At 64.5% G+C, this 16,140-nt stretch carries 17 protein-coding genes and 1 tRNA gene; 9 read left to right on the top strand and 9 right to left on the bottom strand.

The window, feature by feature from the left end:
- The first annotated feature begins 82 nt into the window (after nt 1–82).
- Complete coding sequence (locus tag A7A08_RS08595; RefSeq protein ID WP_342586644.1) at nt 83–394, top strand: DUF6460 domain-containing protein; 312 nt, start codon at nt 83–85, stop codon at nt 392–394.
- 8 nt (nt 395–402) lie between these two features.
- Here the strand turns inward: A7A08_RS08595 and A7A08_RS08590 are convergent, their stop codons facing one another.
- Together A7A08_RS08590 and A7A08_RS08585 are read right to left on the bottom strand one after the other, a co-directional pair.
- Nucleotides 403–1,467: a quinone-dependent dihydroorotate dehydrogenase gene (locus A7A08_RS08590; protein WP_141693926.1), complete on the bottom strand. Its 1,065-nt coding sequence runs from the start codon at nt 1,465–1,467 to the stop codon at nt 403–405.
- Between the two features lie 47 nt (nt 1,468–1,514).
- Entirely contained in the window at nt 1,515–1,883 is a 369-nt protein-coding gene (locus tag A7A08_RS08585) for a DUF952 domain-containing protein (protein WP_069095098.1), read from the bottom strand.
- 107 nt (nt 1,884–1,990) lie between these two features.
- On the opposite strand from A7A08_RS08585, the gene A7A08_RS08580 reads away from it, so the two are divergent.
- From A7A08_RS08580 to A7A08_RS08570, 3 genes are read left to right on the top strand one after another with little or no spacing between them, the layout of a single operon-like run.
- On the top strand, nt 1,991–2,671 hold the full coding sequence (locus A7A08_RS08580) for a S24 family peptidase (RefSeq protein ID WP_208430600.1): 681 nt from the start codon (nt 1,991–1,993) through the stop codon (nt 2,669–2,671).
- A 16-nt stretch (nt 2,672–2,687) separates the two neighbouring features.
- Complete coding sequence (locus A7A08_RS08575; RefSeq protein WP_069095097.1) at nt 2,688–3,581, top strand: thermonuclease family protein; 894 nt, start codon at nt 2,688–2,690, stop codon at nt 3,579–3,581.
- A gap of 17 nt (nt 3,582–3,598) precedes the next feature.
- Entirely contained in the window at nt 3,599–4,090 is a 492-nt protein-coding gene (locus A7A08_RS08570; RefSeq protein WP_069095096.1) for a lysozyme inhibitor LprI family protein, read from the top strand.
- A gap of 18 nt (nt 4,091–4,108) precedes the next feature.
- Here the strand turns inward: A7A08_RS08570 and A7A08_RS08565 are convergent, their stop codons facing one another.
- Nucleotides 4,109–5,731, bottom strand: a complete 1,623-nt coding sequence (locus A7A08_RS08565) for a lysine--tRNA ligase (RefSeq protein WP_083226598.1) — start codon at nt 5,729–5,731, stop codon at nt 4,109–4,111.
- Nucleotides 5,732–5,907: 176 nt separating this feature from the next.
- Between A7A08_RS08565 and A7A08_RS08560 the strand changes: the two genes are divergently transcribed.
- On the top strand, nt 5,908–6,321 hold the full coding sequence (locus A7A08_RS08560) for a tellurite resistance TerB family protein (RefSeq protein WP_069095095.1): 414 nt from the start codon (nt 5,908–5,910) through the stop codon (nt 6,319–6,321).
- A gap of 140 nt (nt 6,322–6,461) precedes the next feature.
- Nucleotides 6,462–6,734 carry a hypothetical protein gene (locus tag A7A08_RS08555; RefSeq protein WP_069095094.1) on the top strand — a complete coding sequence of 91 codons (273 nt, stop codon included), beginning with the start codon at nt 6,462–6,464 and terminating at the stop codon, nt 6,732–6,734.
- A 16-nt stretch (nt 6,735–6,750) separates the two neighbouring features.
- On the opposite strand, the gene A7A08_RS08550 is transcribed toward A7A08_RS08555, so the two are convergent.
- Nucleotides 6,751–7,761, bottom strand: a complete 1,011-nt coding sequence (locus A7A08_RS08550) for a hypothetical protein (protein WP_069095093.1) — start codon at nt 7,759–7,761, stop codon at nt 6,751–6,753.
- Between the two features lie 291 nt (nt 7,762–8,052).
- On the opposite strand from A7A08_RS08550, the gene A7A08_RS08545 reads away from it, so the two are divergent.
- The gene (locus tag A7A08_RS08545) at nt 8,053–8,706 is read left to right on the top strand and encodes an HdeD family acid-resistance protein (protein WP_069095092.1); all 654 of its coding nucleotides are present in this window, start codon (nt 8,053–8,055) and stop codon (nt 8,704–8,706) included.
- 95 nt (nt 8,707–8,801) lie between these two features.
- Here the strand turns inward: A7A08_RS08545 and A7A08_RS08540 are convergent, their stop codons facing one another.
- The gene (locus A7A08_RS08540) at nt 8,802–9,644 is read right to left on the bottom strand and encodes an ABC transporter substrate-binding protein (protein ID WP_069095091.1); all 843 of its coding nucleotides are present in this window, start codon (nt 9,642–9,644) and stop codon (nt 8,802–8,804) included.
- A 250-nt stretch (nt 9,645–9,894) separates the two neighbouring features.
- Between A7A08_RS08540 and A7A08_RS08535 the strand changes: the two genes are divergently transcribed.
- Complete coding sequence (locus A7A08_RS08535) at nt 9,895–11,817, top strand: glycosyltransferase family 2 protein (RefSeq protein WP_069095090.1); 1,923 nt, start codon at nt 9,895–9,897, stop codon at nt 11,815–11,817.
- A gap of 9 nt (nt 11,818–11,826) precedes the next feature.
- Here A7A08_RS08535 and A7A08_RS16275 read toward each other — a convergent pair whose 3' ends face one another.
- Both A7A08_RS16275 and A7A08_RS08530 read right to left on the bottom strand, forming a co-directional pair.
- Nucleotides 11,827–11,994: a hypothetical protein gene (locus tag A7A08_RS16275; protein WP_169822967.1), complete on the bottom strand. Its 168-nt coding sequence runs from the start codon at nt 11,992–11,994 to the stop codon at nt 11,827–11,829.
- Between the two features lie 95 nt (nt 11,995–12,089).
- Nucleotides 12,090–12,164, bottom strand: a tRNA-Gly gene (locus tag A7A08_RS08530).
- 77 nt (nt 12,165–12,241) lie between these two features.
- Between A7A08_RS08530 and A7A08_RS08525 the strand changes: the two genes are divergently transcribed.
- Nucleotides 12,242–13,216 carry a radical SAM protein gene (locus tag A7A08_RS08525; RefSeq protein WP_069095089.1) on the top strand — a complete coding sequence of 325 codons (975 nt, stop codon included), beginning with the start codon at nt 12,242–12,244 and terminating at the stop codon, nt 13,214–13,216.
- A 132-nt stretch (nt 13,217–13,348) separates the two neighbouring features.
- Here the strand turns inward: A7A08_RS08525 and A7A08_RS08520 are convergent, their stop codons facing one another.
- Nucleotides 13,349–14,710, bottom strand: a complete 1,362-nt coding sequence (locus tag A7A08_RS08520; RefSeq protein ID WP_069095088.1) for an alanine/glycine:cation symporter family protein — start codon at nt 14,708–14,710, stop codon at nt 13,349–13,351.
- A 183-nt stretch (nt 14,711–14,893) separates the two neighbouring features.
- On the bottom strand, nt 14,894–16,072 hold the full coding sequence (locus A7A08_RS08515) for a 2'-deoxycytidine 5'-triphosphate deaminase (protein WP_425349008.1): 1,179 nt from the start codon (nt 16,070–16,072) through the stop codon (nt 14,894–14,896).
- Nucleotides 16,073–16,140: the final 68 nt, after the last annotated feature.

The raw sequence follows: 16,140 nt of genomic DNA, 5'->3' as shown, positions 1-16,140 counted from the left end.
TGGCGCTCCCGCTTACCCAACTTTGGCTTTGAACCGCGCGATGACAAGGCGCAGGCTCGAACGATGGAGAGGATATCAGGCGATGGAACGGTTTTTCGGCGGCAATCCGGCGCTCGTGCTGCTTCGCCTGGCCATTATCTCGCTTATCGTCGGCATGCTGCTCGCCGCTTTCGGGTTCAGCCCGTTCGAGATCGTGGAGAGCATCCAGCGGCTCGCCAACTACATCTACAATATGGGCTTCCGGGCGATCGAAGAGTTCGGCCGCTACTTCCTGCTGGGCGCCGTTCTGGTCTTCCCGATCTGGCTGATCTCGCGGGTGCTGAAGCTGATGACCGGAAGCGGCTCGGCCCGGCGCGATGCGGATGCCAATCTGCCTCCGCCTCCGCGGCATTAATCGCCCAGCTAGAGAGGCAGGCGGTCGGCCCAATCGGTCGCGCTGACGCCGACGAGGGCCTGCAAACGCTTTTGCGGGCCTTCGTCGAGACGCTTCAGGATGGCGCTCTTGATCTCACCCAACAGCGCAGGCCCTTCGAACACCATTCCCGTGTAGAGCTGGATCAGGGAGGCGCCGGCCTCGATCTTCTCCACGGCCTTGGCGCCAGAATCGATGCCCCCCACCCCGATCAGCGGCAGCTTGCCTTCCGTGAGCAGATAGAGCTCGGCCAGGAACTTGGTTGAGCGGGCGAAGAGCGGGCGGCCCGAAAGCCCGCCCGGCTCGGCGGCGAAGGCTTCGTCCCGCAGGCCGTCGCGCGAGAGGGTCGTATTGGTGACCACGATGCCATCGATACCGCCCCGGCGCGCCACGGAAACGATTTCCGGCAACGCCGCATGCTCGATATCGGGCGCGAGCTTGATGAGCAGCGGGGGCACGCGGCCCGTCGCTTCGCTCGGACGGCGCGCGGCGTTCAGGGCGCCCAGAAGCTCGCCCAACGCTTCGGGCGATTGCAGATCGCGCAGGCCGGGCGTGTTTGGCGAGGAGATGTTGACGGTGAAGTAACCGGCGACATCGGTCAGGCGCTCAATGCCCTTCACGTAGTCTGCGACGCGATCGGTACTGTCCTTATTGGCGCCGATATTCACGCCGACCACACCGGGACAACTGCCGCGCAGCCGCTCCAGCGCGGCGAGGTGGCCTTCGTTGTTGAACCCCATGCGGTTGATGACCGCCCGCTCCTTTTCGGACCGGAAGAGGCGCGGCTGGTCGTTGCCCGGCTGGGGCCGCGGCGTGACGGTTCCCACCTCGGTGAAGCCGAACCCCATCTCGATGAGCTGGGAGGCCACTTCGGCATTCTTGTCGAACCCAGCGGCCATGCCGATCGGGTTCTTGAAGGTCAGCCCCAGAACCTCTTGCGTGAGACGGGGATCCTCCGTCTGGGAGGCCCGCGGAAAAAGCCCCATCTGGAGGGCGCTGATGGTCAGCCGATGCGCCTTTTCGGGGTCGAGGCAACGCAGGGCGCGCTGGCCCATCCCGTATAGTGTCGGGACGAACGGCATGCCGGGAATGAGCGATCCACTCACCGTGGGCCGCCCATCTTCGCGAGCACCGCTTCTGGAATGACGTGCCTGCCGTCGGCGCTGATGGGCAATGGCTCCGACCATTCGAGGGCCGACAGGGGCAACTCGCCATAGAGATGGGGGAAGGCCTGGCCGCCACGGGATTTCTCCCAACGCAGATCTTCGCCGATCCCGCCGGCGTTGAAGGCGAGAAGCATCAGGTTCTCTTCTCCGGCGAAATGCTTGTCCAGGGTGCCCTGGACCTGGCCGGCGGTGGAGAGGTGAATGAAGCCGTCGCGCACATCATCGGCGGACGCTTCCAGCACACCACTTGCCTCGGCCTTGGCCAGGGCGCTCACATCGGCAATTTTGTAGAGGGTGTCGTTCATCGTGCCTTTTGGGGGCCTTCGGTCGGCGGACTTTAGCGGCGATGGCCGGCCGCGAGCAAGCGCCGGAATTCGGTTGCCCCTCCCCAAGAATGGGGAATAATTCCTATATGCCGAAACTGGACCAGACCAAAAAAGCAAGCGCGCCCCCGGCCCTGGACGACAGGCTGACCCACATCAACGTCTGGTCCGCGATCGACGCTCTGGCGAAGCGCTACAATCTCTCCACCTCGGCCCTCGCCAAGAGCGCGGGGCTCGACGCCACCTCATTCAACCGGTCCAAGCGGACGACCGCGGCGGGCCGCCCCCGCTGGCCGACGACGGAAAGCATCTCCAAGGTGCTGCACGCGACGGGCGCCGATCTCGAAGAGTTCATCGCCTTGCTTTCCGGTGAGCCGCGCGCAGGCCGGCCCATTCCCCTGGTCGGTCTCACCCAGGCCGGCGCCGGCGGGTTCTTCGACGATGGCGGGTTTCCGGCGGGCAGCGGCTGGGATGAGGTGACGCCGCCCGGCCTCAACGACGAGAGCGCTTATGCCCTGGAGGTCGCCGGCGACAGCATGGCGCCTCTCTATCGCCCCGGTGATGTGCTCATCGTATCGCCTGCAGCCGCTATCCGCCGAGGCGACAGGCTGGTGGTTAAGACGACCGACGGGGAAGTCATGGCGAAGATCCTGGTCCGGCGCGGGCCCAAGACCCTGGAGCTCGCCTCGTTCAACCCGGCGCATTCCGATCTCGTCTTTCCGCTGAAACGGATAGAATGGATGCATCGGATCCTTTGGGTCAGCCAGTGAGGAAACGAGGCCTTTCATGCTTCTCTTGGCCCGACTCGCCGCTCTATCGGTCGGCATTGCCGTGCTGATGCTCTTCGTGCTCCCCCGCTTGGTCGAGGGACCGCAGACGGATGCGGATGGACGGCCTTCAGACGTGAAGATCGCCAAGAACACGACTTGGGACAACACGACTTTGAACAATACCACCCCGGACGGCACGGCCTCGACCTCCGCGGACAAGCCGTCTCCCGGCCCGGCATCACAGCCCTCGACCGCGTGGGGAGAACGCGCGCCGACACCCGAAGCCGAGCAGTCCCGCGATGCGGAGAGGTCTTCGGCGCAATCGGCCGGCGCCTCGCGGCTTACGGAGGCCTCCCCAGAAGTGCAGCGCTTCGCCGCCATCGAGAAGGACCACGCCATCACGCTCAAGCCGCCGGGACGGAAGCGCTTCTATCGCGTCATCGTGCGGGACGCCGGCACCCTGAAGACAGGCAATCACATCATCCACCTGCAGGGAATCGCCGTGCGGGAGGAGGACGAGACCTGCAAGGATGAGGACGGCACGAGCTGGCCTTGCGGGATCCGGGCGCGGGCGGCGCTCACGCGTCTGATCCGGGGCCGCGCCGTGGTTTGCGATCTTCCGCGAACAGGGGACGAGGCGGAGTTCACGTCGCGCTGCCGGATCGGAGAGACGGATCTGTCGCTCTGGATGGTGGAGCAAGGCTGGGCGAAGCCCGCCACAGACACAGACGACACGTTCGCGAAGGCGCGCGACAAGGCCAAGGAGGCCAAGCTCGGGCTTTGGGGCGGGCCGCGGCAAGGCCGGGCAGCGCCAACTATGAGCGAACCCGTGCCGGTCTTCGAGCAGGAGCCGATCTACGAGGAGTCCGATCCGCTCTATCCGGACTCGGAGCCGATATACGACCAATGAACGGGGGAGGACATCCGATGACGAAGACGCTTCTCGGCGGCCTGCTGGCCATGATTGCCTTGGCCGCATGCCTGGCCGCCGCGCAGGCCCAGGACGCCACGCCGACGCGGGAGGACAGGGAGCGGGTGCGCGACTGCCTGAACCGGCATGGAGATGCGGATGCGATCGTGCAGGCGGCCGATTGCGTCGGCGAGATCAATGCGCTCTGCAAGGATCAGGACACCACGGCGGCGGCGCTATCCTGCTATCAGCGCCATACGGCGATCTGGGACCGGCTTCTGAACGACTGGTATACGGAAGCGCGGGACAAGCTGGACCCCGCCTCGTCGGATGCGCTCCGCCATGCGCAGGTGGCCTGGATCACCTTCCGGGACGAGAAATGCGGGTTCTGGGTGACGCGCTACTCGTCCGGGACCTACAGCAACGTGATCGGCGCCGATTGCGCCCAGCAGGAGACGGGCCGCCGGGCGCTGGAGATGCACGAGATCTGGCGCGAGGCCACACAGTAGTCGCGCACCTTCAGACGGCTACCGGCTGAGCGACTCCGCGATCAGCTTGCGGGTCTCGTCGATGCCGTAGAGCTCGATGAAGGAGCCGAAGCGCGGACCCTGGGTCTGACCCAGCAGCACCTCGTAAAGGGCCCCGAACCAACTCCTGAGCGGCTCGAATTCGTGGGTCTTGCCGATCTCGTAGACCAGGTTCTGGATTTCGGTGGAATCGGCACTCGGATCCAGCGCTCCCAGCTTCTCCGACAGCTCCCGCATGGCGGCCGCCTCTTCCGGCGTCGCATCGCGATACTTCTTCGCCGGCTTCACGAAGTCATGGAAGTAGCGCACGGCGAAGCCGACCATCTGGTCGAGCAGCGGATGCTCTTCGGGCGTAGCACCCGGGCAGTAGCGCTTGATGAAGCCCCAAAGCACATCGGAATCCTCGGAGTTCGACGCCGAGGCCAAGTTCAGAAGCAGCGCAAACGAGATGGGCAGCTCGGCCTTGGGCGGCTCGCCGCTATGGATGTGCCAGACCGGGTTCCGGAGCTGAGCCTCCGGCTCTTCCTTCGGATAGGCGGCGAGATGGCCGACATATTCGTCCACCGCCTTGGGGATGACGTCGAAATAGAGCCGCTTGGCCTTGCGCGGGCTCTGGAACATGTAGAGCGCGAGGGACTCCGGCGCCGCGTAGCGCAGCCACTCATCGATGGTCAGGCCATTACCCCGGGACTTCGAGATTTTCTCGCCGTTCTCATCCAGGAAGAGTTCGTAGTTGAAGCCTTCCGGCGGGTTGGCGCCCAGGATTTTGGCGATGCGGCTGGAGAGCTTCACGGAATCGATCAGGTCCTTACCGGCCATCTCGTAATCGACGCCGAGCGCCACCCAGCGCATGGCCCAATCGGCCTTCCATTGCAGCTTGCAATGACCGCCGGTGACGGGGAGCTGGGTCAGCTTGTCAGTGGCAGGGTCCTTGAAGCGGACGGCGCCGGCATCCGTATCCACATCGATGATCGGAACCTGGAGGACTTCGCCAGTCTCCGGCGAGATCGGCAGGAAGGGGCTGTAGGTGGCGCGCCGCTCCGGCCCGAGGGTCGGGAGGATGACGTCGCGCACGGCCTCATAGTGCTGCAGCACCTTCAGGAGCGTCTTGTCGAAGCGGCCGGACCGGTAGCAATCGGTGGCGGAGAAGAATTCGTATTCGAAGCCGAAGGCATCGAGGAAGGCGCGCAGGCGGGCGTTGTTGTGCTGGCCGAAGCTCGGATGCTCGCCGAACGGGTCCGGGATCTGGGTCAGCGGCTTGCCGAGATGCTCGGCCACCATCTCCTTGTTGGGGATGTTGTCGGGGACCTTCCGCAGACCGTCCATGTCGTCGGAGAAGCAGATCAGCCGGGTCGGCACCTTGTCCTCGGTCAGCAGCCGGAAGGCGTGGCGCACCATGGTGGTGCGGGCGACCTCGCCGAAGGTGCCGATATGGGGCAGGCCCGACGGCCCGTAGCCCGTTTCGAAAATGACGGGCGATTGGGCAGGCGTCTCTTCCAGGCGCGCGATGAGCTTGCGGGCTTCCTCGAATGGCCAGGCCTTGCTGTCCTTGGCAACATCGAGCAGCGCGGGATCGAGCGGTACCGCCTTGGACGTGGGCGACGCGGATGAAGTGTCAGTCATGGATGAGAACCGGCAAATAAGTATGTCGCCGGACGATGCGCCCGGCGGTTCGGCGCGAAACTAGGTCGCGCGCGCGAAACCGTCAATCGGAGCGCTTGCCGCGCCGCCACGAATTGCCTAGCTTCCCGCGACGTCTTCGCCCCTTCGTCTCAAGCCTTTCCGATCCGGAGCCCACCATGCCGACTTCGCTGACCCATCATGAAGCGCTCATCTATGTGATGGTGACCGTCGCCGCAGTCGACCGGGCGATTTCCGACCTGGAATACGCGCGTATCGGCGAGATCGTGTCTACGCTGCCGATCTTCGACGATTTCGACGACGAGCAGCTCGTTCCGACCACCTCGGCCTGCGGCGAGCTTCTGGGCCAGCCGGACGGGCTGCAGCAGGTGATCGCCCTCGTTCGGGAGGCGCTGGACCACCGCCTGCGGGAGACGGCCTACGCGGTCGCCCTGGAGGTTGCGGCCGCCGACCTCGACGTGCCGGACGAGGAGACGCGCCTATTGGAAATCCTGGCCACCGGGCTTGCCCTCGACAAGCTCACCACGGTCGCCATCGAGCGCGGCATCCGGGCCCGCAACACGGTCCTTTAGGGTCCTCGTCACCATATTTTCAACGATCCGCGCCAACGTTGCGTTTTTGCGGCTCTTTCACCCCCTCGCGGTGGGAACGGAGCAGGCTGCTATTCGTTAGACAGTCATTCCGTTGATCCATTTCACCGTCGGAGGACACAATGCTGGGCTGGAATGAACGCAAATCGAGCCGTTATCTCGATCCCGAGGATTTGTACGATCAGCTCGACTCCATGCGCAGCTATCTTGGCGACCTGAGCCGTACGGTGTCCAAGAGCACCAAAAGCGGCGCGAGTTCGGCCAAGACCTACGTCACCCATACGGCAGACGACGCCGAGGAGCTGATGAAGGACAATCTCGCCGCCTCCATGCTGCTCGCGGTCGGCGTTGGCGTGGTTCTCGGCTATTTCCTCGGGCGGGGCGGCGAAGAGTAAGCCGCGCCGGCTTCCCTTACTGCAAAAGCTGGACGGCGCCGTTATAGAGCGCGCCGCCCACGACGCACGGCACGGCGATCTGGGCTTGCCCCAAAGCGCTCGCCGCAACGCAGCCCGTTGCTATGCCGATAGAACCGACCTTGGCGAGCTTGGAGCCGCCGGCCTGGTTCATGGCATGCTCGTGCTGGGCTTCCTCGATCGCCGATAGCTGATCTTTCCTCACCTCTTCGGCCTCGAAGGATTCGGCGGCGAGGATCACCTCCCGCAAGGGAATGGCGATCTCCTCCGGCTGGTTCGGATATTCGGCGCGATAGAGGCTGAGCAACTGGCGGTCGCGCTCCGCGTAGGAGGCGAGCGTCCATTTCGCCGTGGCGCCCGTCGTCACCTTATCCACGAGCTTGGGATCGGTCTTCCATCCGCTCCACAGGCTGCTCCAGGAAAACCCCGCCTCCTCGTCGCTCTTCGACCAGCGGAGGGCCTCGATGATCCGCATCACCGGCTGATACTGGCCGGTCGCGCTGTAGTAGCCCCAAAGCGTGTAGATGACCGGAGATCCCTCCTCGAGGGGAATCTCCATGAGACCCGGCTCCTTGCCGTCGACATAAGCGTCGATCAGCGGCTTGCGATACGGCATCTGATCCTGAAAGCGGATCAACAGGTCCTGCCAGTCGGGGCGGCCGGAATAGGCGATCGCCTTGATGATGACGGCCTGCTCCTTGGGCGGCATGGGAAACATCCCCGCGATCAGCTTGGGCGCATCGGCCTTGTTGGTCCCGAGCACGCCGGCAATGAAGCCGATGCAGAAGCCACCCTTCTCCTCATCGCCGAACAGGCCGAGCTCGTGCATGGCGTGGACGGCAGCCGGGAGGCGATGAGGAGAAGGGTGGGAGCGGTAGTTGGATGCCCAGTCGATGAGCTGTTCGGCGCTGGAGAAACGCCCTGAAGGGGCGGCTTTCGCCGGCCCCGTCAGAAGAAGCGTGTAGGCGCAGAGCGCCAGCACTGTGAGAACAAACGCAACAGCGCGCATCGGTCATTCGCCTTCTGCCCCCAGGCCCCAGCGTGATGCGAACTCTACAAGATGTGTTCGATCCGGTTGCTCGCCCGGATCATGGTCGGTTGCAATAACTTCATGGCTTTTTTGCGAGACTTTGCGTTGACTGCCGCCGATTCTTGTATTCGGTGACGCCAGTCGCGTTTTTGCGTCGTTGCCGTGATTCGCAGGTATTGGATCGTGCGGCGCCATTTCTCGCCCTTCGGCGGCGCCGGCCGTAAGAGGCCACCGCTGCAGCGCAGGGATCTCATCTCGAGGAGGATTTTGATGACTTCGACAACTGAGCGCTATGACGCGTTGAGTGACGCCCTGGCGGCAAGCTGGTGGGCGGTTGGCCTGCGCGGTGTCTTCGGTATCGCATTCGGCCTGATTTGCCTGGCTGTGCCGGGCGTCGCGTTGTTCACGCTGGTGCAGTTGTTCTCCGCCTACATGCTGGTGGACGGCGTATTCGCCATCGTCGCCGGCATTCGTCAGGCGAGCCACGGCGAACGCTGGGGGCTGCTGATCCTCGAGGGCGTCGTCAGCATCGCGGCGGGCGTGGTCGCGTTTCTGTGGCCCGGCATCACGCTGCTGGTCTTCATGCTCCTGATCGCCTTCTGGGCGGTTCTGAGCGGGTTCCTGATGCTGTCCGCCGCGTTCAGCCTCAACCTGGAGCACGGCCGCTGGTGGCTCGCCCTGGGCGGTCTCGCCTCGGTGATCTTCGGTATCGCGCTGGCGGTCGTCCCGCTGATCGGCGCTGTCGTGCTGACGTGGTGGCTCGGGGCCTACGCCATCGTGTTCGGTATCCTGCTTTTGGTGTTGGCCTTCCAGCTGCATAACCGGCGGGACGAGGTCGTGCGGGGCACCAGCACGACGCCGGCGGCCAAGCCGGCCGCCCCGAAGCGCGCGCCGGCACGTCGGAGCACGGCCAAGAAGAGCTAGCCCAACGACGGAGCGGAATTCGAGTATGGAGGGCGCGGGTCTACGATCCGCGCCCTTTTTTTACCGCGGTTGACGGATCGGCCGAGGCTTCCGGCCTAAAAGAAACTCATGGGGAAATAACGGAGCAAAAGCTCATCGTACCGCCCGTCGGCATGGACCCGGTAGAGAGCGTAGTTGAGGAGTTCCAGCATCTTGCGGTCGCCCTTTGGCACTGCGATGCCGACGCCTTCGCCGAAGAAGGTCGCGTCCACGTATGGCCCGCCGCGGAATTCGCAGCAGCCGTCGCTGGTAACGCCATTCAGCCAAAAGGTCAGTCCGATGCCATCGCCGAATGCGAGCTCGGCGGTGCCGTCCTTGACCGCGCCGTTGGCCGCTTCGGCAGAGCTGAAGGTCAATATCTCGGCCTCTGGGAAATAGTGCTTCAGATAGGCCGCGTGGCCGGTACCCTCCGTGACCGCGATCTTGACGCCTTTCAGCGTCTCCGGCTTCGGGTCTGAGATCTCGCTGTCCTTGCGTCCGATGAAGCGGGCCGGCGTCGCATAGTAGCGCTGGGTGAAATCGGCCTTGCGCCTATTCTCCTTGTCGATGCGGATGGAGGCGATGGCGGCATCCGCCTCGCCCGCCTCGAGGCGGTCCAGCATGTCGTCCCAGTCGACCTCTTCGATTTCGCACTCCACTTCGAGCACCTCGCAGATCGCCCGCGCAAGGTCGACATTGAAGCCGGTGAGAACGCCTTCCTCATCGAAATAGTGGAACGGCGGATAGTCGCTATCGGTTAGGAAACGGAGCTTCTCGCGATCTCCCAGCTTGGGTGCCTGGGGCACCACATCGCCTTGCCAGACATCGGGAACGAGGGGATTCTGGGATTGGGCCGACGCCGGATAGATACCGGCAGCCCAAGTCAGCAGGGCTAAGAGCGATAGCGAGAGCGCGGTCATGCAAGCCGATGCAAACCCGGCCCTTCTCTGAGCGTCTCGCATTCCGATCCCCCGCTTCATCTGCTTGTTCCGGTTCTACTTGCGTCGCATCACCCTGTCAGCAGCAAGATTTCACATCTTTAGGTTGTATTACAAATACGATACAGCTTTAAAGTGCTGAATTAGTTGCTCTTTTCGCGTGTTCTGCGTTGCAGCTTGCTCGGCATCCGGGAATACTGTCCCTGGCGTTATTTTGCGTAGGGGTGGGCTGGTGCTGGGGGGCAAGCAGATCGGAGACGCGCGAGTCTGGCCGGCACCGGATGCGCACCCCGATCCTTTCACAGACTACGAATTTCTCCTCCACGGCACGATCGACCGCGCCACCCTTGCGCTCGGCGTCGCCCTCGGTGCCCGCTGGGGCGTCGCTCCCCATCAGGCCCTCATCTCGACGGGACGGCTCGATGCCGAAGATTATACCCGGGCATTGGCGCGTCACTGCGGGGTCGGTTTCGTCGAGCCCGAGCAGCGCCACCGGCTCGTGCCGCCCGCCCCGGCCCTGCGGCCCCGCGACTGCTTGCGGACGGGCCTGTTGAAGCAGCGCGGTGCGCGGGTCCGCGCCGTACTCGCAGGCGACAACAGAAACCCCGCAGACCTTAGACGAGGACTCGCAGGCATCGATAAACGGTTCCTCGCTCTGGCGCCTCAGCCGGCCGTACGGGCCGCGATCTGCCGGCATTTCGAGACCGCTTTCAAAGGCCACGCCGCGGAAGGGCTCCACCGGCGCGACCCGGATCGAAGTGCGAAATCTCCCCTGCCCCGATGGATCATAGGAACACTGACCGCCGCCGCGATCGCGATCGCCGGATCCCTCGCGGTCTCGTTCACGGACACGATCCGGGTGCTGAGCCTGCTGACGGCGGCGCTGTTCGTGCCGATCGCAGGCTTGCGAATCGCGGCGCTCTGGCATTTCGCGACGAAAGCCGGCGCGCCCATCCGTGCGGTACCCCGAATTCCGGACGCCGCCTTGCCGGTCTATACCTTGCTCGTTCCTCTCCTCCGGGAGGCGGCCGTCGTCGGCCGGCTAACGGATGCGTTGAAGCGCCTCGACTATCCGGCGGCCAAGCTCGATATCAAACTGATCCTGGAGGAGACGGACCACGAAACTCTCGCCGCCGTCCGGGCGCTCAGGCTGCCCGGCAATTTCGAACTGGTGGTGGCGCCGGACTTCGCGCCGCGCACGAAGCCGAAGGCGCTCAATTTCGCCATGCCGCTCGCCCGCGGCGACTACGTGGTGATCTACGATGCGGAGGATCTGCCGGAGCCGGATCAGCTGCGCAAGGCGTTGCATGGGTTTCGGGTCGGCCCGCCGAACCTCGCCTGCGTGCAAGCCAAGCTCAACCTCTACAATGCGGGTCAATCCTGGCTCACCAAGCAGTTCACCCTGGAATACACGGCCCTGTTCGACGGGCTGCTGCCGGCGCTGTCCGCGTTCGGTCTGCCGATACCGCTGGGTGGCACCTCGAACCATTTCCGCATCTCGGCGCTGAAGTGGCTTTCGGGTTGGGACGCCTACAACGTCACCGAAGACGCCGATCTCGGGATCCGGCTGGCGCGGGCCGGCTACTCCTGCGGGGTGATCGATTCGACCACCCACGAGGAGGCACCGCCCCATCTGCGGCTCTGGGTTGCTCAGCGGACGCGCTGGATGAAGGGGTACATCCAGACCTATCTGGTGCATATGCGCCATCCGCGCCGCACGCTACGCGAACTGGGCTGGCGCGGCTTTCTCGGATTTCAGCTGATGGTCGGCGGCACGGTGCTTTCCGCCCTGGTGCATCCCTGGTTCTACGCCTTGGCAGCCTACGATTTCGTGCGAAGCACCCTCTTTGCAGCCCCGGCAGGATTGCTCGGCTGGCCGATCTGGGGGCTCGCGGCCTTCGTCTTCCTGGGGGGCTATGGCGGTGCTCTGGCCCTCGCCGCCTTCGCAGCGCGCAAGCGGCGCCATCGGCTATTGCTGCCGCAGATCGCGCTGATGCCGGCCTACTGGCTGCTTGTTTCCTGGGGCACCTATCGTGGCCTCTGGCATTTCGTCACCAAGCGGTTTGCCTGGGAGAAGACGCCGCACGGTCTGGCCCGGATCATGCCGCCCAGCGGTCTTCGAAACAACGGTCGTGCGCCGCACTCGCCGGTTTAGACTTTCCGGCTAATCGTAGCTTTCCTTGGTTGGGTCCGTGCGGAGGCGCTCCGCCTCCGAGCGCGTCTCCCCGCCCCGCTGCATGGTGAGGCCATAGACGAGCGAGGCCGCCAGGCAGACCACGCCGACGCCCACGATCACCCACATCCATCCCGCGGCATTCTCTACAACTTCCATTCCGTCCTCCCTCGGTTGCTAAACGTAAACGCGAGCGCGCCCGCCGCGGTTCAAACGCGGGCGCAAGAGAGGTGATGACGTGTGACCGGAAAGGTTGGAGCGGGTGATGGGAATCGAACCCACGACACGTAGCTTGGGAAGCTACTGCTCTACCACTGAGCTACACCCGCGCCGAGACGGTCGTAGCATGGCCCGAAATCACCGGGAAGTGATTTGCTGTGCCTCGGTGCGCCGCTAGGTTCTCACCGTGAGCGCTCTGACCGAATTCCGCAGCCAAGAGAAGTTTGCAGACCCAGACCGGACCGCCGACGGATCCGAACGTGCCCGCGTGGCTCTGCGGGCGCTCCAGACCCTCTGGATCAACACGGGCAGCCTCTGCAATATCGAATGTGCGAACTGCTACATCGAATCGAGCCCCACCAATGATCGGCTCGTCTACCTGACCGCAGCAGAGGTGGCGGCCTATCTCGATGAGATCGATAAGCTGTCGTTGCCCACCTCCGAGATCGGATTCACCGGCGGCGAGCCTTTCATGAACCCGGCGTTTCTGCCCATGCTCGACGATGCGCTGGCTCGCGGCTTCTCCGCGCTGGTGCTGACCAACGCCATGCAGCCCATGATGCGGCTGCCGATCCGGAAGGGGCTTATCGGACTTCGCGAACGTTACGGCGCGAAGCTGACCTTGCGGGTAAGCCTCGATCATTTCACGGCCCGCCTACACGATCTGGAGCGCGGGGACGGGAGCTTCGACAAGGCTGCCGCCGGCATGGACTGGCTCTCGGCCGAAGGGTTCGACGTCACCATCGCGGCGCGGAGCCGCTGGGCCGAAACGGAAGACCAAACCAGGGCCGGATTCGCCACGCTGATCGCTGGACGCGGCTGGCCGATCGATGCGCAGGATCCGGCACAGCTCGTCATCTTTCCGGAGATGGACGAGACGGCGGAGGTGCCAGAGATCACCACCGGCTGCTGGGAGATTTTGGGCAAGAGCCCCGATGAGGTCATGTGCGCGTCCAGCCGGATGGTCGTGAAGCGCAAAGGCGCCACTCAGCCGACTGTGCTGCCCTGCACGCTCTTGCCTTACGACCGTGCGTTCGAGATGGGGTCGACGCTGGCGGAAGCGGCGGATGCCGATGGGGCGATGTTCGAGTCCGGTGCGGTGAAGCTCTGCCATCCCCATTGCGCGAAGTTCTGCGTGCTGGGCGGGGCGAGCTGCAGCTGACTACTCCGAGTCATCACCGGGCTTGTCCCGGTGATCCATGGACACCCACGCAAATTGAAAGAACAATCACAGGGGTTATGGATGCCCGGCGCAAGGCCGGCATGACGCTTCACATCGGGTCAGCACCCACCATCAAAATGGATTGTCCTCCGACGCTCCCCGTGTCCGGAAGAACTCCCGGCTGAGCTTGAAGACCACGGGGCTGAGAAGCGCCAGCGCGATCAGGTTCGGGATCGCCATCATGGCGTTGAGCACGTCCGCCAGGAGCCAGATGATGCCGAGATTCACGGTCGCGCCAACGAGCGGAGCGGCGCACCAAACCACGCGGAAGGGAAGGATCGCCTTCACGCCGAACAGATATTGCAGCGACCGCTCGCAGTAATAGCTCCAGCCCAGCATGGTGGTGAAGGCGAAGACGGCGAGGGCCATCGCGGTGATGGTGTTACCGAAGCCGGGCAGCGCAAGCTCGAAGGCGCGGCCGGTGAGCTCGGCCCCGGTCTCTCCGCTATCCCAGGCGCCCGAAGACAGGATGACTAGAGCCGTGAAGGAGCACACGACGATGGTGTCGATGAACGTCCCCAGCATGGCGACGATACCCTGGCTGACCGGTCCTTTGCATTCGGCGGCGGCGTGGGCGATCGGGGCGGAGCCGAGCCCCGCCTCGTTGGAAAAGACGCCCCGGGCAACGCCGAACTGGATGGCCGCCCAAACCGTGGCGCCTGCGAAGCCTCCGGTGGCGGCCGTCGCAGAGAAGGCCTCGGTGAAGATCATGGCGAAGGCTTCCGGAAGGGACGCCACGTTGATGATGAGAACGAGGGTGCCCGCGCCGATATAGGAGATGGCCATGAGGGGCACCAGGCTGCCGGCGACCTTTGCGATGCGCTGGATACCGCCGATCAGGACGGCGCCGACCAGGCCCACGAGCACCAGGCCGGTGATCCAGTGGGGCACGCCGAAGGAGGCTTCCAGGGCATCGGCGACGGAGTTGGCCTGGACGGTGTTGCCAATTCCAAAGCCGGCAACGCTTGCGAATATGGCGAAGAGGATGGCGAGCCAGCTCCAGCCTGCGCCCAGCCCGTTGCGGATGTAGTACATGGGGCCGCCGACATACTGTCCGCGCACATCCCTCTCGCGGTAGCGCACCGCCAGAACGGCCTCGGCGTATTTCGTCGCCATGCCGAGCAGCGCGGTCATCCACATCCAGAAAACCGCGCCCGGGCCGCCGAGGAAGATTGCCGTGGCCACGCCAGCAATGTTGCCGGTCCCGATCGTTGCGGCGAGCGAGGTCATCAGGGCGTTGAAGGGGGTGATATCGCCCTCGCCCGCGGCCGTGCGTCCCTTCCACAGCATGGCGAAGGCGCGCGGGATGTTGGTGATAGTGCGGAAGCGCAGGCCGATGGTGAGGTAGAGGCCGACGCCCAGCAGCAGCACCAGCATGGGTACGCCCCAGACGATGACCTGGAGCCACTCCAGCGCGGATGTAATGGATTGCATGCGGCTCCCCCTGCCCGTTCTTATGCCCGTCAACGGTTATGGCAGGAAACGGCGGGAGGTGGAACAGAGCTGGTTCTCCGTCATACCGGCGAAAGCCGGCATCCAACCGCGACTGTTGAGCTTGACGCCGGATTCCGGCTTACGCCGGAATGACGAAGGAGTTGGGGGGACGCCCGTGCCCGCCTACTTAAAGTGCTTGGAGAGCTTCAGACCCTGGCCCTGGTAGTTGGAGCCGATGCCCTGGCCGTAGAGGGTATCGGGCTGCTCGGTCAGCCGGTCGTAGACCAGTCGGCCGACGATCTGGCCGTCATCCAGAATGAAGGGAATGTCGAGGCTGCGAACCTCGAGCACGGCCTTGGCGCCGGGGCTGCCGCCTTCGGAATAGCCGAAGCCGGGATCGAAGAACCCGGCGTAGTGCACGCGGTATTCGCCGATCAGCGGGTCGAAGGGCGCCATCTCCGCGACGTAGCCCGGCGGCACCGCAACGCTCTCTTTGGACGCCAGGATATAGAACTCGTGCGGATCGAGAACGAGGCGCCGATCCTTGTCCGGCTCCACGGTCTCCCAAAACTGGCTTACAGCGTACTCGCCGATGCGGTCCATATCGACCACGCCGGCATAGCGGCGGGCGCGATAGCCGATGAGCTTGGCGCCTGAAGCCGGGGCCAGATTGATGGAGAGGTTCAGCCCCTCGCGGATGGCGGCTTCGCCTTCGACGAGGCCGAGATCGGTGTGCAGCTCTTTGAGCGCGCGGTCGCCGACCCGGCCCGGGCGCTCGTCGGCCTGGAACGGCTGGCTGCCCCGGCGGCGGAAGCGGATCTGGTTCAACCGCGAGCCGGTGCGCACCTTGATGGAGAAGCTGCGCGGGCAGATCTCCGCGTAAAGCGGGCCGGAATAGCCCTCCTCGATCGCGTCGAAGCTGACCTGACGGTCGCCGATCAGCCGGGTGAAGACATCGAGGCGGCCGGTGGAGCTTTTCGGATTGGCGAAGGCGGCGATGGTCGCCCGCAGATCCAGCGTTTCCTGGAGCGGCACGAGATAGACGCAGCCGGTCTCCAGCACCGCGCCGTTGGTCAGGTCGATCTCATGGAAAGCGAACTGGTCGAGCTTTTCCCGCACGGTCGCCTTGGCCCCAGGCAGGAAGCTGGCGCGGATGCGATAGGCCGTCCTGCCGAGGCGGAGATCGAGGCTCGCCGGCTGGATCTGGGCTTCAGTGATGTCCTCGCCGTCAGACGCGATCTCGCCCTGCTTGATGAGCGCACGCAACGCCTGGGCAGGCAGCACGCCGGCGCGCGACAGGGCGGTCTTGCCGTCGTCTGCGGGTTTCGGAACTATGGTCTCGGCGGCTTGCATTGTTGACAATATCGGGTCCCGGCGCGGTTTTATCGATGCTGGCAAGGTTCGTGACACCGGTTTATGGCAGAGTCACG

This window comes from Methyloligella halotolerans, assembly GCF_001708935.1.
GTDB classification, from domain to species: Bacteria; Pseudomonadota; Alphaproteobacteria; order Rhizobiales; family Methyloligellaceae; genus Methyloligella; species Methyloligella halotolerans.
Note: the sequence above shows the minus strand (reverse complement) of the source record. Positions and strands in the feature narration are given on the sequence as shown.